Source organism: Mycobacterium sp. E2327 (genome assembly GCF_001672675.1).
In the GTDB taxonomy this organism is placed as follows: Bacteria; Actinomycetota; Actinomycetes; order Mycobacteriales; family Mycobacteriaceae; genus Mycobacterium.
On the sequence record NZ_LZKE01000018.1, the window covers coordinates 1 to 19827 of the forward strand.

Annotated in this window: 19 protein-coding genes; 15 read left to right on the forward strand and 4 right to left on the reverse strand. The window is 70.4% G+C overall.

The genetic code is table 11. The features are described 5' to 3' along the window. Together A5712_RS01840 and A5712_RS01845 are read left to right on the forward strand one after the other, a co-directional pair. Positions 1-1540, forward strand: a 1540-nt coding sequence (locus A5712_RS01840) for a primosomal protein N' (protein WP_068100592.1), incomplete at its 5' end; no start/stop codon positions are given. A 122-nt stretch (positions 1541-1662) separates the two neighbouring features. After that, complete coding sequence (locus tag A5712_RS01845) at positions 1663-2151, forward strand: MarR family winged helix-turn-helix transcriptional regulator (protein WP_068100593.1); 489 nt, start codon at positions 1663-1665, stop codon at positions 2149-2151. Between the two features lie 16 nt (positions 2152-2167). Here A5712_RS01845 and A5712_RS01850 read toward each other — a convergent pair whose 3' ends face one another. Continuing rightward, entirely contained in the window at positions 2168-2995 is an 828-nt protein-coding gene (locus A5712_RS01850; RefSeq protein WP_068100594.1) for a class I SAM-dependent methyltransferase, read from the reverse strand. A 100-nt stretch (positions 2996-3095) separates the two neighbouring features. Between A5712_RS01850 and fmt the strand changes: the two genes are divergently transcribed. The 4 genes from fmt to ribD are packed head-to-tail and all read left to right on the forward strand — an operon-like array spanning position 3096 to position 7150. After that, positions 3096-4034, forward strand: coding sequence for a methionyl-tRNA formyltransferase (gene fmt / locus A5712_RS01855; RefSeq protein ID WP_068100595.1), 939 nt, complete (start codon positions 3096-3098; stop codon positions 4032-4034). Further along, positions 4031-5398: an RsmB/NOP family class I SAM-dependent RNA methyltransferase gene (locus tag A5712_RS01860; protein WP_197519274.1), complete on the forward strand. Its 1368-nt coding sequence runs from the start codon at positions 4031-4033 to the stop codon at positions 5396-5398. The genes fmt and A5712_RS01860 overlap by 4 nt, the downstream gene beginning before the upstream one ends. Positions 5399-5426: 28 nt before the next feature. Beyond that, the gene (gene rpe / locus A5712_RS01865) at positions 5427-6125 is read left to right on the forward strand and encodes a ribulose-phosphate 3-epimerase (RefSeq protein ID WP_142282244.1); all 699 of its coding nucleotides are present in this window, start codon (positions 5427-5429) and stop codon (positions 6123-6125) included. Beyond that, positions 6122-7150, forward strand: a complete 1029-nt coding sequence (gene ribD, locus A5712_RS01870; RefSeq protein WP_068100599.1) for a bifunctional diaminohydroxyphosphoribosylaminopyrimidine deaminase/5-amino-6-(5-phosphoribosylamino)uracil reductase RibD — start codon at positions 6122-6124, stop codon at positions 7148-7150. The genes rpe and ribD overlap by 4 nt, the downstream gene beginning before the upstream one ends. Positions 7151-7156: 6 nt before the next feature. On the opposite strand, the gene A5712_RS01875 is transcribed toward ribD, so the two are convergent. Together A5712_RS01875 and A5712_RS01880 are read right to left on the reverse strand one after the other, a co-directional pair. After that, positions 7157-8719, reverse strand: a complete 1563-nt coding sequence (locus A5712_RS01875; protein WP_068100602.1) for an MFS transporter — start codon at positions 8717-8719, stop codon at positions 7157-7159. Continuing rightward, the gene (locus A5712_RS01880) at positions 8716-9423 is read right to left on the reverse strand and encodes an LppX_LprAFG lipoprotein (protein ID WP_068100604.1); all 708 of its coding nucleotides are present in this window, start codon (positions 9421-9423) and stop codon (positions 8716-8718) included. Before A5712_RS01880 ends, A5712_RS01875 begins: the two co-directional genes overlap by 4 nt. An 84-nt stretch (positions 9424-9507) precedes the next feature. On the opposite strand from A5712_RS01880, the gene A5712_RS01885 reads away from it, so the two are divergent. Beyond that, complete coding sequence (locus tag A5712_RS01885) at positions 9508-10113, forward strand: riboflavin synthase (RefSeq protein ID WP_068100605.1); 606 nt, start codon at positions 9508-9510, stop codon at positions 10111-10113. Between the two features lie 59 nt (positions 10114-10172). On the opposite strand, the gene A5712_RS01890 is transcribed toward A5712_RS01885, so the two are convergent. Next, complete coding sequence (locus tag A5712_RS01890; RefSeq protein ID WP_068100607.1) at positions 10173-10544, reverse strand: hypothetical protein; 372 nt, start codon at positions 10542-10544, stop codon at positions 10173-10175. A 193-nt stretch (positions 10545-10737) separates the two neighbouring features. Between A5712_RS01890 and A5712_RS01895 the strand changes: the two genes are divergently transcribed. The 8 genes from A5712_RS01895 (at position 10738) to whiA (ending at position 19823) form a co-directional block, all read left to right on the forward strand. After that, positions 10738-12015: a bifunctional 3,4-dihydroxy-2-butanone-4-phosphate synthase/GTP cyclohydrolase II gene (locus tag A5712_RS01895; protein WP_068100611.1), complete on the forward strand. Its 1278-nt coding sequence runs from the start codon at positions 10738-10740 to the stop codon at positions 12013-12015. Continuing rightward, positions 12012-12494 carry a 6,7-dimethyl-8-ribityllumazine synthase gene (gene ribH, locus A5712_RS01900; RefSeq protein WP_068100612.1) on the forward strand — a complete coding sequence of 161 codons (483 nt, stop codon included), beginning with the start codon at positions 12012-12014 and terminating at the stop codon, positions 12492-12494. Before A5712_RS01895 ends, ribH begins: the two co-directional genes overlap by 4 nt. Before the next feature lie 50 nt (positions 12495-12544). Continuing rightward, positions 12545-12955 carry a PH domain-containing protein gene (locus A5712_RS01905; protein ID WP_068100732.1) on the forward strand — a complete coding sequence of 137 codons (411 nt, stop codon included), beginning with the start codon at positions 12545-12547 and terminating at the stop codon, positions 12953-12955. 66 nt (positions 12956-13021) lie between these two features. Continuing rightward, positions 13022-13642 (forward strand): sensor domain-containing protein, encoded by a 621-nt coding sequence (locus A5712_RS01910; RefSeq protein ID WP_068100734.1) that lies wholly within the window; start codon positions 13022-13024, stop codon positions 13640-13642. A 1369-nt stretch (positions 13643-15011) separates the two neighbouring features. Further along, positions 15012-16955: an excinuclease ABC subunit UvrC gene (uvrC, locus tag A5712_RS01915; protein ID WP_068100614.1), complete on the forward strand. Its 1944-nt coding sequence runs from the start codon at positions 15012-15014 to the stop codon at positions 16953-16955. Continuing rightward, positions 16952-17827: an RNase adapter RapZ gene (gene rapZ / locus A5712_RS01920; RefSeq protein ID WP_068100617.1), complete on the forward strand. Its 876-nt coding sequence runs from the start codon at positions 16952-16954 to the stop codon at positions 17825-17827. The genes uvrC and rapZ overlap by 4 nt, the downstream gene beginning before the upstream one ends. Further along, on the forward strand, positions 17824-18849 hold the full coding sequence (locus A5712_RS01925) for a YvcK family protein (RefSeq protein ID WP_068100618.1): 1026 nt from the start codon (positions 17824-17826) through the stop codon (positions 18847-18849). The genes rapZ and A5712_RS01925 overlap by 4 nt, the downstream gene beginning before the upstream one ends. Beyond that, positions 18846-19823: a DNA-binding protein WhiA gene (whiA, locus tag A5712_RS01930; RefSeq protein WP_068100736.1), complete on the forward strand. Its 978-nt coding sequence runs from the start codon at positions 18846-18848 to the stop codon at positions 19821-19823. The genes A5712_RS01925 and whiA overlap by 4 nt, the downstream gene beginning before the upstream one ends. The last annotated feature ends 4 nt before the right edge of the window (positions 19824-19827 follow it).

The following is a 19827-nucleotide window of genomic DNA, read 5'->3' on the forward strand; positions in this document are numbered from 1 at the left end:
CCGTGCCGCGCGGGCCGTCTGGCAGGCGCTGCCCGGCGAGTCCTGGGCTGACCGCTTCGCCGAGGCCGCCGCCCAGACCATCCGGACGGGACGGTCCGCGCTGGCGATCGTGCCCGACCAGCGCGACCTGGACACGCTCTGGGCGGCGGCGACGACCCGGATCGACAAGAAGTGCGTGGTGGCGCTGTCGGCGGGCCTGGGCCCGGCCGCGCGCTACCGGCGGTGGCTGGCGGCGCTGCGCGGCAAAGCGCGCCTGGTGATCGGCACCCGCAGCGCGGTGTTCGCGCCGCTCAGCGACCTGGGCCTGGTCATGGTGTGGGCGGATGCGGACGACAGCCTCGCCGAGCCGCGGGCGCCGTACCCGCACGCCCGGGAGGTGGCGATGCTGCGCGCGCATCAGGCCCGCTGCGCGGCGCTCATCGGCGGCTACGCGCGGACCGCCGAGGCCCAGGCGCTGGTGCGCAGCGGATGGGCGCACGACGTCGTGGCCGCGCGCCCGGTGGTGCGGGCCCGCACCCCGCGGGTGATCGCCCTGGACGACACGGGCTACGCCGACGAACGTGACCCCGCGGCGCGCACCGCGCGCATTCCGTCCATCGCGCTGCGCGCCGCCCGCTCGTCGCTTCAGGCCGGGGCGCCGGTGCTGGTGCAGGTGCCCCGGCGCGGGTACATCCCGTCGCTGGCCTGCGGGCGCTGCCGCGCGATCGCCCGGTGCCGGCAGTGCACCGGACCGCTGGCGCTGCAGGAGAGGGGGCCGGGCGCCGTATGCCGGTGGTGCGGCCGCGCCGAACCGGCGCTGCGGTGCGCACGGTGCGGATCGGACGCGGTGCGCGCCGTCGTCGTCGGGGCCCGCCGCACCGCCGAGGAACTCGGGCGCGCCTTCGCCGGCACGCCGGTCGTCACGTCGGCGGGCGACGCCGTCGTGCCGGAGGTCGCCGCCCGCCCGGCCCTGGTGGTCGCCACCCCCGGCGCCGAGCCCCGGGCGGTGGGCGGCTACGGGGCGGCGCTGCTGCTGGACACCTGGGCGCTGTTGGGCCGGCAGGACCTGCGCGCCGCCGAGGACGCCCTGTGGCGCTGGATGAGCGCGGCCGCGCTGGTGCGCGCCCGCGGCGACGGCGGCGTGGTGACGGTGGTCGCCGAATCCTCAATTCCCACAGTGCAATCGCTGATCCGCTGGGATCCGGTGGGGCACGCGGAGGCCGACCTGACGGCGCGCGCCGAGGTGGGGCTGCCGCCCAGCGTGCACATCGCCGCCGTCGACGGAACGGCGGGCGCCGTCGCGGCCCTGCTCGAACAGGCCCGGCTGCCCGGACGGGAGGATTTCCGCGCCGACCTGCTGGGCCCGGTGGACCTGCCGCCGGGCGTGCGCCGCCCTGCCGGCACCCCCGCCGGCGCGCCGGTGACCCGCATGCTGGTGCGCGTCCAGCGGGCGCAGGGCCTGGCGCTCGCGGCCGCCCTGCGCAGCGCGGTCGGCGTGCTCAGCGCGCGACAGGACCACGAGCCGGCGCGGGTGCAGATCGATCCGCTGCACATCGGATAGCGCCGAATCTGCGTTGTGGCGATAGTATTCGTGGGAAACAATCTCTGAGCTCGACATTGGAAGGCTGTTACACTTCCAACGCTTTGCTGGTGGACCGGGAGCATGTCCGGAGGAGGGGCGCGATGGTGGCGGACAACTCGACGGCAGCGGACGAGTCTTTGGACGTGATCACCGACGCGCTGCTGACCGCCTCCCGTTTGCTGGTGGCCATCTCGGCGCGCTCAATCAGCCAGGTCGACGAGACCATCACCATTCCGCAGTTCCGGACGCTGGTGATCCTGTCCAATCGGGGGCCGGTCAACCTGGCCACGCTGGCCAGCCTGCTGGGTGTGCAGCCGTCGGCCACCGGCCGGATGGTCGATCGACTGGTCGCCGCCGGGCTGATCGACCGCCTGCCGCATCCCACCTCCCGTCGCGAGTTGCTCGCCGCGTTGACCAAGCGCGGCCGCGAGGTCGTGCGCCGGGTCACCGCGTACCGGCGCGCCGAGATCGCGACCATCGTGGAGAAGATGCCGCCGCCGGAGCGTCACGGGCTGGTGCGGGCCCTGACCGCGTTCACCGCGGCCGGCGGCGAGCCCGACGTCCACCTGGACGCCGACCTAGACCTCTAGCAGACCTGTAGCAGGTTCACCGCCGCTCGGCGGTGACCAGCAGGTACTCCCAGCGCATGCCGCCGTCACGCAGGTAGCGGCGCGCGAGTTCGACCAGTTGGGCGTCGAGTTCGGCAGCCAGCACCGGGTTGTGGCCGATGTTGGCGTACGCCTCGATCGTCGGGCCGTAGTGGTGCTTGAAGTACTCGTGTACGTCCTCGGGGCTGTCGAACCGGGTGACCGTCAGGTCGCGCCGATGCGTCGTGACGCGGCCGACCCGGTCACCCAGCAGCCCGGCGACGTAGCCCTCGCGGCCCCACAGCGCGGCGGGGAACACGGCGGGCGACAGGCTCGGCCGGTATGGCCTGATGGTGGCCAGCATCCGGCCGAAGAAGCCCTCCGGGGTCCAGCTGATCACGCCGATCGTCCCGCCCGGCCGGCAAACCCGCACCAGCTCCTCGGCGGCGCGCCGGTGGTCGGGCGCGAACTGCACGCCGATCGCCGAGATCACCGTGTCGAACTCGCCGTCGCCGAACGGCAGTGCGTGCGCATTGGCCTCGCGGTAGTCGAGGGTCAGGCCCAGCGCCGCCGCCCGCGCCTGGGACCGCCGCAGCAACTCGGGCGTGAGGTCGGTGGAAACGACGTCCGCGCCCGTCGCGGCGGCGGGCAGCGAGATGTTGCCCGAGCCGGCGGCCACGTCGAGCACCCGGGTGCCCGGCCCGATACCCGCCGCGGCGACCAGGACCGGGCCCAGCGGCGCCATCACCTCCTCGGCCATCAGGGCGTAGTCCCCGAGCGCCCACATGGCGCGATGTGTTGCCGCAAGGCCGTCTGGGGTGTTGGCGTCCACGGTGTCGAGTGTCATCGAACCTCCTGAATAGTAGTCATAAGAAACAATATACTGAGGCAACTGTGTGAAACCTGGCCATATCCTGCGGAGATCCGGTGCTTCCTACACTTGTGCGGTGCGCCTCGTCTTCGCCGGCACCCCCGAACCCGCGCTGCCCGCGCTGCGCACCCTCATCGACTCGCCCCGGCACGACGTGGTCGCGGTGCTGACCCGGCCCGACGCCGCGTCCGGGCGGCGCGGCAAGCCGGAGCCGTCACCGGTGGCCCGCGAGGCGCTCGAGCGCGGCATCCCGCTGCTGCGCCCGGCGCAGCCGAACTCACCGGAGTTCGTCGCCGAGCTGTCGGAGCTGGCGCCGGACTGCTGCCCGGTGGTGGCCTACGGCGCACTGCTGCGCGACGGCCTGCTCGCGGTGCCGCCGCACGGCTGGATCAACCTGCACTTCTCGCTGCTGCCCGCCTGGCGCGGCGCGGCGCCGGTGCAGGCCGCGATCGCCGCGGGCGACCCCATCACCGGGGCGACCACCTTCCGGATCGAGCCGAGCCTGGATTCGGGACCGGTGTACGGCGTCGTCACCGAGACCATCCGCCCCACCGACACCGCGGGCGATCTGCTTGGGCGCCTTGCCCTTTCGGGGGCCGCGCTGTTGTCGGCCACGCTGGACGGCATCGCCGACGGGACGCTGACGCCGCGGCCGCAACCGGCCGACGGGGTCAGCATGGCGCCGAAGATCACGGTGGAAGCCGCCCGGGTGCGCTGGGAGCTGCCCGCGCCCGTGGTGGAGCGCCGGATCCGCGCCGTCACGCCGAACCCGGGCGCCTGGACGCTGGTCGGCGACCTGCGCATCAAGATCGGGCCCGTGCAGATCGACTCGGGCCCAACGGCCCCAAAACTACTGCCGCCCGGCGTCATTCACGCGGACCGCAAGAACGTGTGGATCGGCACCGGCTCGGAACCGTTGCGGCTGGGCGAGATTCAACCGCCGGGCAAGAAGTTCATGAACGCCGTCGACTGGGCGCGCGGCGCCCGCCTCGACCCCGCAGCCCGGGCGTCGTGAACAACCGGGGGCGCCCCAGGAGGCGACGGCCGCTGGACCCGGCGCGCGCCGCCGCGTTCGAGGTGCTGCGGGCCGTCAGCGAGCGCGACGCGTACGCCAACCTGGCCCTGCCCGCGGTGCTGCGCCAACGCGGAATCACCGGCCGCGACGCCGCTTTCGCCACCGAGCTCACCTACGGCACCTGCCGCGCCCGCGGCCTGCTCGACGCGATCATCGGCGCGGCCGCGGGGCGACCGCCGGAAGCCATCGACCCGGTGCTGCTCGACCTGCTCCGGCTCGGCGCCTACCAGCTGCTGCGTACCCGGGTCGACGCACACGCCGCAGTGTCCACCACGGTCGAGCAGGCCGGGATCGAATTCGATTCGGGCCGAGCGGGTTTCGTCAACGGCGTGCTGCGCACGATCGCGAGGCGGGACGAGAAGTCCTGGGTCGACGAGCTTGCTCCCGATCCGTCGCGGGACCCGGTCGGGCACGCCGCGTTCGTGCATGCGCACCCGCGCTGGGTCGCCCAGGCCTTCGCCGACGCGCTGGGCGCGGCTGCCACCGAGCTCGACGCGGTGCTGGAAAGCGACGACGCGCGGCCTCAGGTGCACCTGGCGGCCCGGCCCGGGGTGCTGACCGCCGCCGAGCTTGCCGAGGCCGTCGGTGGCTCCGTCGGCCGGTATTCGCCGTACGCGGTGTACCTGCCGGGCGGGGATCCCGGGCGGTTGGCGCCCGTGCGCGACGGCACCGCGCTGGTCCAGGACGAGGGCAGCCAGCTGGTGGCCCGCGCGCTGACGCTGGCGCCGGTCGACGGCGACACCGGGCGGTGGCTGGACCTGTGCGCCGGTCCGGGCGGCAAGACCGCGCTGTTGGCCGCGCTGGGCGCGGAATCCGGGGCGCGTGTCACGGCGGTGGAGCCGTCGCCGCGCCGCGCCGAGATGGTCGAGGAGAACACCCGCGGGCTGCCGGTCGACGTGCTGCGGGTGGACGGGCGGGAGAGCGGCCTCGAGCCCGGGTTCGACCGGGTGCTCGTCGACGCGCCGTGCACCGGGCTGGGCGCGTTGCGCCGCCGCCCGGAGGCCCGGTGGCGCCGCGGGCCCGCCGACGTGCCGGCGCTGGCCAAGCTGCAACGCGAGCTGCTGGCCGCGGCGATCGCGCTGACCCGGCCCGGCGGCGTGGTGCTGTACGCGACCTGTTCGCCGCACCTCGCCGAAACCGTTGGGGTGGTTGGCGACGCGCTGCGCCGTCATCCGCTGTCCGAGCTGGACACCCGGCCGCTGTTCGCCCCCGTCACCGGGCTCGGTGAGACAAAGTCGGTGCAGCTGTGGCCGCACCGGCACGGCACCGACGCGATGTTTGCCGCCGCGCTGCGCCGCGCCTGAAGTGAGGTTGGGCCCCTGGCTCAGTAATGTGGCGCTCATGCCTCGCAGTAGCGCGGGACCGCTGATCGCCCCGTCGATCCTCGCCGCCGATTTCGCCCGACTCGCCGACGAAGCGGCCGCCGTGCGCGGTGCCGACTGGTTGCACGTCGACGTGATGGACAACCACTTCGTGCCCAACCTGACCATCGGCCTGCCCGTGGTGGAGGCCATGCTCGCGACCACCACCATCCCGATGGATTGCCACCTGATGATCGAGGATCCGGATCGCTGGGCGCCGCCCTACGCCGAGGCGGGCGCCTACAACGTCACGTTCCACGCCGAGGCCACCGACAATCCGGTCGGGGTGGCCCGCGACATCCGCGCCGCCGGCGCCAAGGCCGGGATCAGCGTGAAACCGGGCACGCCGCTGGAGCCCTACTTCGAAATCCTGCCGCACTTCGACACCCTGCTGATCATGTCGGTCGAGCCCGGTTTCGGCGGCCAGAGCTTCATCCCGGAGGTGCTCGGGAAGGTCCGCGCCGTGCGCAAGCTGATCGAGGCGGGGGAGTTGACCATCCTGGTCGAGATCGACGGCGGCATCAACGAGGACACCATCGAGCAGGCCGCCGAAGCCGGCGTCGACTGCTTTGTCGCCGGGTCGGCGGTCTACGGGGCGGAAGACCCGGAGGCCGCGGTCGAGGCGTTGCGGCGACAGGCCGCGGCCGCATCCCCGCACCTGCGCGCATGAACCAGCCCCAGTCGGTCGACAGCCTCGATGCGGCCATGCGCCTGGCGATCGAACACTCCTACCAGGTCAAGGGCACCACCTATCCGAATCCGCCGGTCGGGTGCGTGATCGTCGACCCCGAAGGGCACGTCGTCGGCGTCGGCGCCACCGAGCCCGCGGGCGGCGACCACGCCGAGGTGTTGGCGTTGCGGCGGGCGGGCGGTCTGGCCGCGGGCGGCATCGCGTTCGTCACCCTCGAGCCGTGCAATCACTACGGCAAGACGCCGCCGTGCGTCAACGCCCTGATCGAGGCCAGGGTCGGCACGGTCATCTACGCCGTCGGCGACCCGAACGCGATCGCCGGCGGGGGCGCGGGGCGGCTGCAGGCCGCGGGCGTGCAGGTGCGGTCGGGGATCTTGGCGGATCAGGTGGCCGCCGGGCCGCTGCGCGAATGGCTGCACAAGGTGCGCACCGGGCTGCCGCACGTCACGTGGAAGTACGCCAGCAGCGTCGACGGTCGCAGCGCCGCCGCCGACGGCACCAGCCAGTGGATCTCGAGCGAGGCGTCCCGGTTGGACCTGCATCGCAGGCGTGCAATCGCCGACGCGATCGTGGTCGGCACCGGCACGGTGCTGGCCGACGACCCGGCGCTGACCGCCCGGCTGGCCGACGGCTCGCTGGCCGCCCGCCAACCGCTGCGAGTGGTGGTGGGCATGCGCGAAATACCGCCGGAGGCAAAGGTTCTCAACGACGATTCGCGCACCATGGTGATTCGCACCCACGACCCCATGGAGGTCATCAAGGCGCTGTCGGACCGCACCGACGTCCTGCTCGAAGGCGGCCCCACCCTCGCCGGCGCGTTCCTGCGCGCGGGGGCGGTCAACCGGATCCTGGCCTACGTGGCGCCGACGCTGGTTGGCGGCCCGATTACCGCCGTCGACGACGTGGGGGTGCCCACCATCGCGCGGGCGCTGCGCTGGCAGTTCGACGGGATCGACCGCGCCGGCCCCGACCTGGTGCTCAGCCTGGTGCCGCAGGGCGGCTAACGCCCCTTAGGGGGCGGGCGCCGGGTTGATTTCCGCCGGCTCCTCGGCGACTTCCGGCTCCTCGGCGTGCTCCTGGCGCCCGCTGACCAACAGGCCCAGCAGCGCGCCCACCACACAGATGCCCACGGTGACCAGGAAAATGTCGCCGTACATCGCCGCGAAGGCCTTGATGTACATGGTGCCCTGGGCCAGCACGCGCTCCAGCAGGGTGGCGTCCGGCGGGATCGCCGCCGTCAGGCCGGCGACGATCTGGTTGAACCGGTAGAAACCCCAGGCCGTCAGCGCGGCGACACCGATCAGCATGCCCGTCATGCGCGCCACCACCACCGCCGCGGAGGCGATGCCGTGTTGCGCGGCCGGGACCACCCGCAGGGCCGCCGACGAAAGCGGCCCGATCACCAGGCCCAGTCCGAGGCCGGCCACCAACAGGTCGGCGTGGATCGTCGGCACGGTGAACAACCCGAAGACGTTGACCTTGTGCCCCAATATGTCTTCGCGCCAGTAGTGAATCAGCCAGTACCCGTAGGCGGCGATGAGCAGACCGACGAAGATCATGATCCGGTCGCCGATGCGGGTGGCGATCCAGCCGCCGAGCACCGCGCCGATCGGCAGGGCGATCAGGAACCACAGCAGCAGCCCGGCCGCCTGGTTCTGATTCATCTGCAGCACGCCCTGCCCGAACAGCTCCACGTCGACCAGCGTCACCATCAGCGCCGCGCCCGCGGTCAGCGAGGCGCCCAGCGCGGCGAGGAAGGGGCGGAAGTGCACCCCGGCCGGGTCGATCAATCGGGTGCGGGAGAACCGCTCCCACACCACGAACGCCACCGCGGCGACGATCGCGCCGATCACCAACGGAAACCCGTAGCTTGGCAGCACCTGCTTGCCGTCAGGGTTGGGGTTGTACAGGCCGATCACCGCGAGCCCCAGCGCGACGGCCAACAGCAGGCCACCGACCAGGTCGATCCGTTCCGGCGCCTCCGTGCGATCGCGCGAGGGCAGGCTGAACTGGATCATCACCATCGCGATCAGCGTCAGCGGGACGTTGATCCAGAACACGTATCGCCAGTCGTGAAACAACCAGACGATGAAGATGCCGTACAGCGGGCCCAGCACGCTGCCGAGCTCCTGCGCGGCGCCGATGCCGCCCAGCACGCCGGCGCGGTTGCGTTGCGACCAGAGGTCGGCGCCCAGCGCCAGGGTGACCGGCAACAGCGCGCCGCTCGCCACGCCCTGGATCGTCCGGCCGGCGATCAGCATGTGGAAGTCACCGAACTGACCGGCCAACGCGGTCACCACCGACCCCACGATGAACAGGCCCAGGGCCGCCTGCAGCAGCAGCTTGCGGCCGAACCGGTCCGACGCCCGGCCCAAAAGCGGCATGGCCGCGATGTAGCCCAGCAGATACATCGTCACGATCCAGGTGATCCGCTGCAGCTGGTTCACCGGGATCCCGACGTCGGACATGATGTCGCGCATGATGGTGACCACGACGTAGGTGTCGAGGGCCCCGAGCAGCACCGCAAGGCTGCCCGCGCTGATCGCGACGCGGCGTCCGCCCTGAACGCTCATGAGATCACCGGGGGCTTGGTGACGTTGACCGGCGCGCCCCAGTTGGACATGTTCATCTGCAGCGAATTGCCCGAGCTCTTTTCCAGGCTGGCCTGAACCAGCTGGTGGTCGCCGTTCTCCTGGATCCACACCGTGCCCGGCACCTGCCCCGACGCGGTGAACTGCGGAACGAGCTTGTTCACCGCGTCCGCGGAGAACTTCCCGCTGATCTTGACGGCGTCCTGCCCGTTGATGTTGTCGCGCCCCTCGGCCTTGGCGTCGGTGAAGTTGTTCAGCGCGTTGGCCAGCCCGGTGTCCGGGTTCAGGATCACCGAGACGTCGTAGATGTCGGACGCCTTCCCGAAATCGCTCCACTTGTTCGGTGTGAGCGTCGCGTACAGGTCGCCGTCGACGACGACGAAGTCGGCTTGAATGTCAGACCCCCCGACGGTGAGCGTGGCGTTTCCGGACGCGGCCGTGGCCGGCGCGTTGGTGAGGTCACCCGTCAGCACCTTGATGGGCAACCCCGGAATCTTTCCGTTCACCTTGATCACGAGGTGGGCGCTCTTAACGTTCTTGGTCGTTGCGGCGGATTGCTTGACCAGGGTCGTGCCGTCGGGGAGCGGCCCGCCGCTCACCTTCGAGCCCGAGGAGCAACCGGCTACCAGAGCGGTGGCGAGAGTCAGGGAAGCGAGGACGGCCAATAGACGGTGGCGAGTCGGCATACCCTGCATCGTAGAGGGTGCCCGTGACCGGCTCGGGAAACGTGGGGCCCGCTCGGCCGCCCATCGGCCCGTTAACCTGGTGCAATGTTCACCGGAATTGTCGAGGAGCTCGGGGAGGTGACCGGCCGCGACGTCCTCGATGACGCCGCGCGGCTGACCATCCGCGGGCCGATGGTGACCGGCGACGCCGGGCATGGCGATTCGATCGCCGTCAACGGCGTGTGCCTCACGGTCGCCGAGCTGCTGCCGGACGGCCGATTCACCGCCGACGTGATGGGCGAGACCCTGAACCGGTCCAACCTGGGCGAGTTGCAGGTGGGCAGCCGGGTCAATCTCGAGCGTGCCGCGGCCGTCAACAGCCGGCTCGGCGGACACATCGTGCAGGGGCACGTCGACGGCACCGGCCGGATCGTCGCCCGCACGCCCTCGGAGAACTGGGAGGTCGTGCGGATCGAGGTGCCGGCGGCGGTGGCCCGTTACGTCGTCGAGAAGGGGTCGATCACGGTCGACGGGATTTCCCTGACGGTGTCCGGACTGGGCTCGGAGCCGCGGGACTGGTTCGAGGTCTCGCTGATCCCGACGACACGTGAACTGACCACGCTCGGCGGTGCACCCGTCGGAACCCAGGTGAACCTCGAGGTCGACGTCATCGCCAAGTATGTAGAACGGCTGATGAAAGCAGGCCGCTAGCAGCGGCGGGGTGATGTCGCTGCAGCGGCCTGCTCTCGGATCAGGTCGGGTGCTCCTGGTTACAGCCCGCGCCAGTTCGGGCCGTCCCAGTAGCCCCAGTCATTGAACTGGGCATTCCAGACGACCTGGGCCCAAGGCGCCCACGGCGGCGGCGGGGGCATGGGCCGCGCCCACGGCGGAGGTGCGCCGTAGCCGGCCGGGCCGCCGTAGTTGTCGTCCCAGTCACGGCAGTTGTTCCAGTTCTGGTAGGGGCCCCAGCCCGGATCCCATTGCTGGCCCGGGCACCAGTGGTGGTGGTATGCGGGCGCCGGGGGAGGCGCCGCCTGGGCGGTGCCGGAAGTCAGCCCGAGCGCGGCCGCGGCCATCCCGCCGGCCGCCAACGCACCGGTGCACAGGCGGACCCATGTCTTGGTTTGCGTGTTTGTGTTCATGCCCCCTCGCATTTCCCTTAATAAGGAGCCCAAAACGCCTTCCCCCGTCCCATGTCGCACCTCACACGTGGCTCATAGCTTGGGCTTACGCCGGGCTTATGCCGCGTGACCGGTTCCGCCAGAAAACCCGTGGCAATAACGGCGGTGGCGCGGTGGTTCATACTGAATGCAACTACGAGAGCAAGGCAGCAAGATGACGAGGTTGGACTCCGTCGAGAGGGCGGTTGCCGACATTGCGGCCGGTAAGGCCGTTGTCGTCATCGACGACGAGGAGCGCGAGAACGAGGGCGACCTGATCTTCGCCGCCGAGAAGGCGACGCCGGAGATGGTGGCCTTCATGGTCCGCTACACCTCGGGATACCTGTGCGTACCGCTGGACGGCTCGATCTGCGACCGGCTTGGGCTGTTGCCGATGTACGCGGTGAACCAGGACAAGCACGGGACCGCCTACACCGTCACCGTCGATGCGAGAAACGGTGTGGGAACCGGGATCTCGGCCTCCGACAGGGCCACGACGATGCGGCTGTTGGCCGATCCGGCCAGCGTTGCCGACGATTTCACCCGTCCCGGCCACGTGGTTCCGTTGCGCGCCAAGGACGGTGGCGTGTTGCGCCGGCCGGGCCACACCGAGGCCGCCGTCGATCTCGCCCGGATGGCGGGGCTGCAACCCGCTGGCGCGATCTGCGAAATCGTCAGCCAGAAGGACGAGGGCTCGATGGCGCAGACCGACGAGTTGCGGGTCTTCGCCGACGAGCACGACCTCGCGCTGATCACCATCGCCGATTTGATCGAGTGGCGGCGCAAACACGAGAAGCACATCGAGCGCATCGCCGAGGCGCGGATACCGACCCGGCATGGGGAGTTTCGCGCCATCGGCTACTCCAGCATCTATGAGGACGTCGAGCACGTGGCGCTGGTTCGTGGCGAGATCGCCGGGCCCAACGCCGACGGCGACGACGTGTTGGTCCGCGTGCACTCCGAATGCCTGACCGGGGACGTGTTCGGTTCTCGCCGCTGCGACTGCGGGCCCCAGCTGGACGCCGCGATGGCCATGGTCGCGCGCGAGGGGCGCGGCGTGGTGCTGTACATGCGCGGCCACGAGGGCCGCGGCATCGGCCTGATGCACAAGCTGCAGGCATACCAGCTGCAGGACGCGGGTGACGACACCGTCGACGCCAACCTCAAGCTTGGATTGCCAGCCGACGCAAGGGATTACGGGATCGGCGCGCAGATCCTCGTCGATCTCGGCGTGCGCTCCATGCGGCTGCTGACCAACAACCCTGCCAAGCGGGTCGGGTTGGACGGGTACGGCCTGCACATCATCGAGCGGGTGCCGCTTCCGGTGCGGGCCAACGCCGAGAACATCCGCTACCTGATGACGAAGCGCGACAAGATGGGCCACGACCTGGTCGGGCTGGACGACTTCCACGAATCCGTGCATCTGCCGGGCGAATTCGGTGGTGCTTTGTGAGTCCTGCTGCCGGCATTCCGGACGTGCCGCCGCTCGACGCCTCGGGCCTGCGGCTGGCCATCGTGGCGAGCACCTGGCATGCGGAAATCTGTGACGCGCTGCTGGCCGGTGCCCGCAAGGTGGCGTCCGAGTCGGGCATCGACGACCCGACGGTGGTCCGGGTGATCGGGGCGATCGAGATCCCGGTGATCGCACAGGAACTGGCGCGCAACCACGACGCCGTCGTCGCCCTCGGCGTCGTAATCCGCGGTCAGACACCGCATTTCGACTACGTGTGCGATGCGGTGACACAAGGGCTGACGCGGGTATCGCTGGACGCGTCGACGCCGGTAGCCAACGGGGTGCTGACCACCGACACCGAGGAGCAGGCGCTGGACCGTGCCGGGCTTCCGGAATCGGCCGAGGACAAGGGTGCCCAGGCCACCGGGGCGGCCCTTGCCACTGCGCTGACGCTGCGTGACCTGCGCGCTCGGTCGTGACTTCGCCGTCGAGCAGCGAGGTCTGGGATGTCGAGCTGCGTCCCCACCGCATGCCCTTATTCGTTTACATCGCCGCGTTTCTAATCGCCGCGGCACACATCGTGGTGGGGCTGCTGCTGAAGATCAAGTCCAGTGGGGTCATCTTCCACACCTCCGATCAGGTGGCGGTCGCCGTCCTGGGTCTGGTGATCGCCGGGGGCGTGCTGTTGTTCGCGCGCCCGCGGCTGCGGGTGGGTCCGGCGGGGCTGTCGGTGCGAAACCTGTTCGGATACAAACTGATTCCGTGGGCCGACGTGGCCGGCGTGTCGTTTCCGCCCGGCCGGCGGTGGGCGCGCGTCGACCTGCCCGACGACGAGTACGTTCCCTTGATGGCGATCCAGGCCGTCGACAAGGAGCGCGCCGTGGAAGCCATGGACACGGTGCGGTCGCTGGTCGCGCGATATCGGCCGGACCTCGGCTAAGCGCTGTACCATCACCGGGTGGCGCGTCATCTGTGGGCGGCATCCGCGCTGGTCATCGCCGCGGTGATGGTAGGCGGTTGCGCAACCTCGGTGGCGGGCCGAGCGGTGCGGGCCCCCGGCCAACCCGGCGTCCCCGCGAATGCCCACCTGTCCATCTCGGCGCGCGAGCTGCTGTTGGCTGACGGGGATTCCACCCCGTTCGGCTCGGCGACGGCGACCCCGGTGGGCGACAACTACTTCACCAGCGCCCGGCCACCGGAGTGCGCGGCGGCCTTGCTGTTCAAGGGTTCGCCGCTGCTGCCTCCCGGCTCGGCGGAGCACGCCGAGTCCGCCTACCGTTTCGGCGGCCCGGCGCTTTACGCCGAATCGGTCGACGTCTACGACAAGGCCATGAAGGCCCACGACGTGGTGTCAAAGGGCTTCGCCGCCATAGCCAAATGCCACGGCGACGCCGTCGGGGTGTCGCCCACCGGGGTGTATCCGCCGATGCGGCTCAGTTTCTTCGGCACCACCGACGACGGCGTCCTGGTCTGGACGATGACCCACCCGAAGTGGACGTGTGACTACGGGCTGGCGGTGTTACCGCGGGTGGCGCTGATGCTGTCGGCCTGTGACAGCAAGCCCGGGTTTCCGATGAAGGACTGGGCGTCGAAGCGCCGGGCGCAGATCGACCGCCGGACCGCCTGAGCCGAACATATGCTCGACGGCGAAGTCTCGGGCGCCCGCGGAGTATCACGTTCTGGAGCCGGGTCGGCCCGCACCGTCCACGAACCGCTTCGCGCCTGACTGCAATTCGGATGCCGAACGGGACAGACTGTCGAACTCGAAGTCCATGGCCTCGGCCTCGCTTCGACCCCATTAGAGCGTCGACAGGCGGTCCGAGCGCAGGCACATTTGCGGCCCTTGGTTTCAGTCGTCGTGCCCACGACCTCGACGTTATCCCCACCACCCGGGTCTAGCCGGCAAATTCGCTGCGGCGGCCCGCTGCGCCAATAGCGATCTGATACCCGTCTCTCTTGCGGCCGGCCCACAATTTGCCCGCCTCCGAGCGACAATTCTCGCGGCCGCCGGGCCGGTTGTCGCTCTGAGGCGGGCACAGAGGCACATCCTCCGCAGCCGGGACGGGTGTGATCGACGTCGCGAATGCGGCAGCCGCCTACACGTTGAACCCCCTGGGGCCGGCGGGACCAACAGCTGCTCGACGGCACGGGCATTCTTGGAAGACACCAAGTTCTCATAGCCCGAAAACCGGAGCAGCCCAGCTGCTTTGGCCGCCGCCACCCGACCCGGATGACGCACGGCCGTTTTGGCGGGGATTAGGGAAGGTCTGTCTGCGGTGTTTGCGGCGGCAATACCGGTCCGCCCGGCGGTTCTCCCACCGCCGCGGGAGGTGGTGCCGGAACCGGCATGCCCTCACCGGGCAGAACGGGTGCGCTCGCAAATCCGGCCGGTTCCATGTGATCTCTGCACGCATTAGGAACGGGAACCATATACCACTTCCACGCGCCAGGCGGATTTGGTGCCGGTGCCATGCTGTTGTCGGGGCACCGCCATGTGCAACTGACGCCGCCGGCGCCCGGACCGCCAAGGCCGAGCGTGGAACCCCCGGCAATCGCCGCTCCGGCGTCGACAGCCAGGCCCCCTGCCTCACAGTGCAAATGTGATCCATTGATTTCGGTCGGCCAATCACAATAAGCACCCTGAGCAAAGAAAACGTTGGCCCCGGTCAGGACGGCGGGATAATCACACAGGCCGGCATGGGCCCTCGGGGCCGGGAAAATAAAAATCACACCGCACACCATTATCGGAACGAGCCAAATTTTATTCATTGGGCGCCTCGCTTATGTACCCGACACGGGCGCGGGCGAACTCCGTGCACGTCGATGCGTCGCCCGCCCATGCCATGCCTCCATCCCCACAGCTACGGGCAACATCGCCGGACTTCGGGGAAGTGTTACGCGGTTGGCGACGCGCACGTCTCCGTGGCACGAACCGGGCCGCCGACACCCGAGGCCGACGAGGCACCGCCGTCCTACCGGCCTACTAGCCTGGGTACGTGCCAGATCCCGCAACGTATCGCCCCGCGCCCGGGTCCATCCCGGTCGAGCCCGGCGTCTACCGGTTCCGGGACGTGCACGGGCGCGTCATCTACGTCGGCAAGGCCAAGAGCCTGCGCAGCAGGCTGACGTCCTACTTCCAGGACATCGCCGCCCTGCACCCGCGAACCCGGCAGATGGTGACCACCGCGGCCAAGGTCGAGTGGACGGTGGTCAACACCGAAGTCGAGGCGCTGCAGCTGGAATACAACTGGATCAAGGAATTCGATCCGCGCTTCAACGTCCGCTACCGCGACGACAAGTCCTACCCGGTGCTGGCGGTCACCCTCAACGAGGAGTTCCCGCGGCTGATGGTGTACCGCGGCCCGCGGCGCAAGGGGGTCCGCTACTTCGGCCCCTACTCACACGCGTGGGCGATCCGGGAGACGCTGGACCTGCTCACCCGGGTGTTCCCGGCGCGCACCTGCTCGGCCGGAGTGTTCAAGCGGCACAAGCAGATCGACCGGCCATGCCTGCTCGGCTACATCGACAAGTGCTCGGCGCCGTGCATCGGCAGGGTCAGCGCCGAGCAGCACCGCCAGATCGTCGAGGACTTCTGCGACTTCCTGTCCGGCAAGACCGACCGCTTCGCCCGCGACCTCGAGCAGCAGATGAACGCCGCGGCCGAGCAACTCGACTTCGAACGGGCCGCGCGGCTGCGGGACGACCTGGGCGCCTTGAAGCGGGCCATGGAAAAGCAGGCCGTGGTGCTGGGCGACGGCACCGACGCCGACGTGGTCGCCTTCGCCGACGACGAGCTGGAAGCGGCGGTGCAGGTGTTCCACGTGCGCGGCGGGCGGGTCCGCGGGCAGCGCGGCTGGATCGTCGAAAAGTCCGGCGACCCCGGCGAATCCGGCGAGGAGCGGCTGGTCGAGCAATTCCTGACGCAGTTCTACGGCGAACAGGCCGAGCTGGGCGGCTCCGCCGACGAGGCCGCCAACCCGGTGCCCCGCGAGGTGCTGGTGCCGTGCCTGCCGTCAAACTCCGAGGAGCTGACCGCGTGGCTGTCCGGCCTGCGCGGTTCGCGCGTGACCTTGAGGGTGCCGCGGCGCGGCGACAAGCGCGCGTTGGCCGAGACCGTGCAGCGCAACGCGAAAGAGGCTCTGCAGCAACACAAGCTGAAGCGCGCCGGTGACTTCAACGCGAGATCCGCCGCGCTGCAGAACATTCAGGACGCGCTCGGCCTGGCCGACGCGCCGCTGCGCATCGAATGCGTCGACATCAGCCACGTGCAGGGCACCGACGTGGTGGGCTCGCTGGTGGTGTTCGAGGACGGCCTGCCCCGCAAGTCCGACTACCGCCACTTCGGGATCCGGGAAGCGGCCGGGCAGGGACGCTCCGACGACGTCGCGTCGATCGCCGAGGTGACCCGCCGCCGTTTTGCGCGGCACCTCTCCGAACAGCGGGACCCCAATATGCTTTCCGCGGAAGGCAAATCGCGCCGCTTCGCCTATCCGCCCAACCTGTACGTCGTGGACGGCGGCGCGCCACAGGTCAACGCGGCCAGCGCCGTGCTCGACGAGCTCGGCATCACCGACGTCGCGGTGATCGGCCTGGCCAAGCGGCTGGAGGAAATCTGGGTGCCCTCGGAGCCGGACCCGATCATCATGCCTCGCAACAGCGAGGGTCTCTACCTGTTGCAGCGCGTGCGTGACGAGGCGCACCGGTTCGCCATCACCTACCATCGCAGCAAGCGATCCAAGCGAATGACCGCGTCAGCGCTGGACTCGGTGCCAGGATTGGGAGAGCATCGCCGCAAGGCGCTGGTAACGCATTTCGGATCGATAGCCCGCCTCAAGGAGGCCACCGTCGACCAGATCACCGCCGTTCCGGGCATCGGCGTGGCCACGGCCACGGCCGTCCTCGAGGCGTTGCGACCCGAACAGCCCGAGGGCGCGCAGTGACCAGTCAAGCCGGCATCGACGTCGTCCTGGTGACGGGATTGTCGGGGGCCGGACGGGGGACGGCGGCCAAGGTGCTCGAGGACCTCGGCTGGTATGTCGCCGACAACCTGCCGCCCCAGCTTATTACGCGCATGGTGGATTTCGGGTTGGCCGCCGGTTCGCGCATCACCCAGCTGGCGGTGGTGATGGACGTGCGGTCGCGCGGCTTCACGGGCGACCTCGACGAGGTGCGCAACGAGTTGGCCACCCGCAACATCAGCCCGCGCGTGGTGTTCATGGAGGCGTCCGACGACATGCTGGTGCGCCGCTACGAGCAGAACCGGCGCAGCCACCCGCTGCAGGGCGACCAGACGCTGGCCGAGGGCATCGCCGCCGAGCGCAGGATGCTGGCCCCGGTCCGCGCCACCGCCGACCTGATCATCGACACGTCGACGCTGTCGGTTCGGGGCCTGCGGGAGAGCATCGAGCGCGCGTTCGGCGGCGACACCGGCGCGTCCACGGCCGTCACCGTCGAATCGTTCGGCTTCAAGTACGGCCTGCCGATGGACGCCGACATGGTGATGGACGTCCGTTTCCTGCCCAACCCGCACTGGGTGGACGATCTGCGCCCACTCACCGGCCAGCACCCCGCGGTGCGTGACTACGTATTGGGCCAGCCGGGCGCGGGAGAGTTCCTCGACGCTTACCATCGATTGCTAAACCTGGTTGTCGACGGCTACCGCCGGGAGGGCAAGCGCTACATGACGGTCGCCATCGGCTGCACCGGCGGCAAGCATCGCAGCGTCGCGATCGCCGAGGCATTGATGCAGCGGTTGGGGGGTAACCCGCAGCTGACGGTGCGGGTGTTGCATCGGGATCTGGGTCGCGAATGAATGAAGGCATCGTTGCGCTGGGGGGCGGACACGGCCTGTACGCGACGCTGTCCGCCGCGCGCCGGCTGACGCCCTACGTCACCGCCGTGGTCACGGTCGCCGACGACGGCGGCTCGTCCGGCCGGCTGCGCAGCGAACTGGACGTGATCCCGCCCGGCGACCTGCGAATGGCATTGGCGGCGTTGGCATCTGACAGCCCGTATGGCCGGCTGTGGGCGACCATCCTGCAGCACCGATTCGGCGGCACCGGCGCCCTGGCCGGGCATCCGATCGGCAACCTGCTGCTGGCCGGCCTGTCCGAGGTGCTGGCCGACCCCGTCGCCGCCCTGGACGAACTGGGCCGCATCCTCGGGGTCAAGGGCCGGGTGTTGCCGATGTGCCCGATCGCGCTGCAGATCGAGGCTGACGTGTCCGGCCTGGAGGCCGATCCGCGGATTTTCCGGCTGATCCGCGGCCAGGTGGCGATCGCGACCACGCCCGGCAAGGTGCGGCGGGTGCGGCTGCTGCCGCCCGATCCGCCGGCGACCCGGCAGGCCGTCGACGCGATCATGGCCGCGGACCTGGTGGTGCTGGGCCCCGGGTCGTGGTTCACCAGCGTGATCCCGCACGTGCTGGTCCCGGGGCTGGCGACGGCGCTGCGGGCCACCACCGCCCGGCGCGCGCTGGTGCTCAACCTGGTGGCCGAGCCGGGGGAGACGGCCGGCTTCTCGGTGGAGCGCCATTTGCACGTGCTGGCCCAGCACGCGCCGGGGTTCACCGTGCACGACATCATCATCGACGCCGAACGGGTGCCCAGCGAACGCGAACGCGAGCAACTGCGCCGCACCGCGACGCTGCTGGAAGCCGAGGTCCACTTCGCTGACGTGGCCCGACCTGGTACACCTTTACATGACCCGGGCAAGCTCGCCGCGGCGCTGGACGGGGTCCGAGCGGGTCACAAAGGTCGAGGAGCCCCTTTGGATCGGACCACCACGCAGCTGCCGGTCGAAGTTGAGACGAGGGGTGACGACGCGTGGCGATGACGACCGAAGTCAAGGACGAGCTGAGCCGCCTGGTGGTGAAATCGGTCAGCGCGCGGCGCGCGGAGGTCACGTCCCTGCTGAGGTTCGCCGGGGGGCTGCACATCGTCGGCGGCCGGGTGGTCGTCGAGGCCGAGGTGGACCTGGGTAACGTCGCGCGCCGGCTACGCAAGGACATCTTCGAGCTCTACGGGTACAACGCCGTCGTGCATGTGTTGTCCGCCAGCGGGATTCGCAAGAGCACCCGGTACGTGCTGCGGGTGGCCAACGACGGCGAGGCGCTGGCGCGCCAGACGGGTCTGCTCGACATGCGCGGGCGTCCGGTGCGCGGGCTGCCGGCCCAGGTGGTCGGCGGCAGCGTCGCCGACGCCGAGGCCGCGTGGCGGGGGGCTTTTTTGGCGCACGGGTCGCTGACCGAGCCGGGACGCTCGTCGGCCCTCGAGGTCAGCTGCCCCGGCCCGGAGGCCGCGCTGGCGCTGGTCGGCGCCGCGCGCCGGCTCGGGGTCAGCGCCAAGGCGCGCGAGGTGCGCGGCGCGGACCGGGTGGTGGTGCGCGACGGCGAGGCGATCGGCGCCCTGCTGACCCGGATGGGGGCCCAGGACACCCGGCTGGTCTGGGAGGAACGGCGGATGCGCCGCGAGGTCCGCGCGACGGCCAACCGCCTGGCCAACTTCGACGACGCCAACCTGCGGCGGTCGGCGCGGGCGGCGGTCGCGGCGGCCGCCCGGGTGGAGCGCGCGCTGGAGATCCTCGGCGACAGCGTCCCGGACCATCTGGCGTCGGCGGGCCGGCTGCGCGTCGAGCACCGGCAGGCGTCGCTGGAGGAGCTGGGCCGCCTGGCCGACCCGCCGATGACGAAAGACGCTGTGGCCGGGCGTATTCGGCGCCTATTGTCGATGGCCGACCGCAAGGCGAAGGTCGAAGGCATCCCCGACACCGAGTCGGCGGTGACGCCCGACCTGCTGGAGGATGCTTAACTAG

Bases quoted from the DNA above. Each gene is read 5' to 3' on its own strand.
- A5712_RS01845 (WP_068100593.1), top strand. From the start codon at position 1,663: ATGGTGGCGGACAACTCGACGGCAGCGGACGAGTCTTTGGACGTGATC.
- A5712_RS01850 (WP_068100594.1), bottom strand. From the start codon at position 2,995: ATGACACTCGACACCGTGGACGCCAACACCCCAGACGGCCTTGCGGCA.
- ribD (WP_068100599.1), top strand. From the start codon at position 6,122: ATGAACCAGCCCCAGTCGGTCGACAGCCTCGATGCGGCCATGCGCCTG.
- A5712_RS01875 (WP_068100602.1), bottom strand. From the start codon at position 8,719: ATGAGCGTTCAGGGCGGACGCCGCGTCGCGATCAGCGCGGGCAGCCTT.
- A5712_RS01880 (WP_068100604.1), bottom strand. From the start codon at position 9,423: ATGCCGACTCGCCACCGTCTATTGGCCGTCCTCGCTTCCCTGACTCTC.
- A5712_RS01885 (WP_068100605.1), top strand. From the start codon at position 9,508: ATGTTCACCGGAATTGTCGAGGAGCTCGGGGAGGTGACCGGCCGCGAC.
- A5712_RS01890 (WP_068100607.1), bottom strand. From the start codon at position 10,544: ATGAACACAAACACGCAAACCAAGACATGGGTCCGCCTGTGCACCGGT.
- A5712_RS01895 (WP_068100611.1), top strand. From the start codon at position 10,738: ATGACGAGGTTGGACTCCGTCGAGAGGGCGGTTGCCGACATTGCGGCC.
- A5712_RS01905 (WP_068100732.1), top strand. From the start codon at position 12,545: ATGCCCTTATTCGTTTACATCGCCGCGTTTCTAATCGCCGCGGCACAC.
- A5712_RS01910 (WP_068100734.1), top strand. From the start codon at position 13,022: ATGGTAGGCGGTTGCGCAACCTCGGTGGCGGGCCGAGCGGTGCGGGCC.
- A5712_RS01925 (WP_068100618.1), top strand. From the start codon at position 17,824: ATGAATGAAGGCATCGTTGCGCTGGGGGGCGGACACGGCCTGTACGCG.
- whiA (WP_068100736.1), top strand. From the start codon at position 18,846: ATGACGACCGAAGTCAAGGACGAGCTGAGCCGCCTGGTGGTGAAATCG.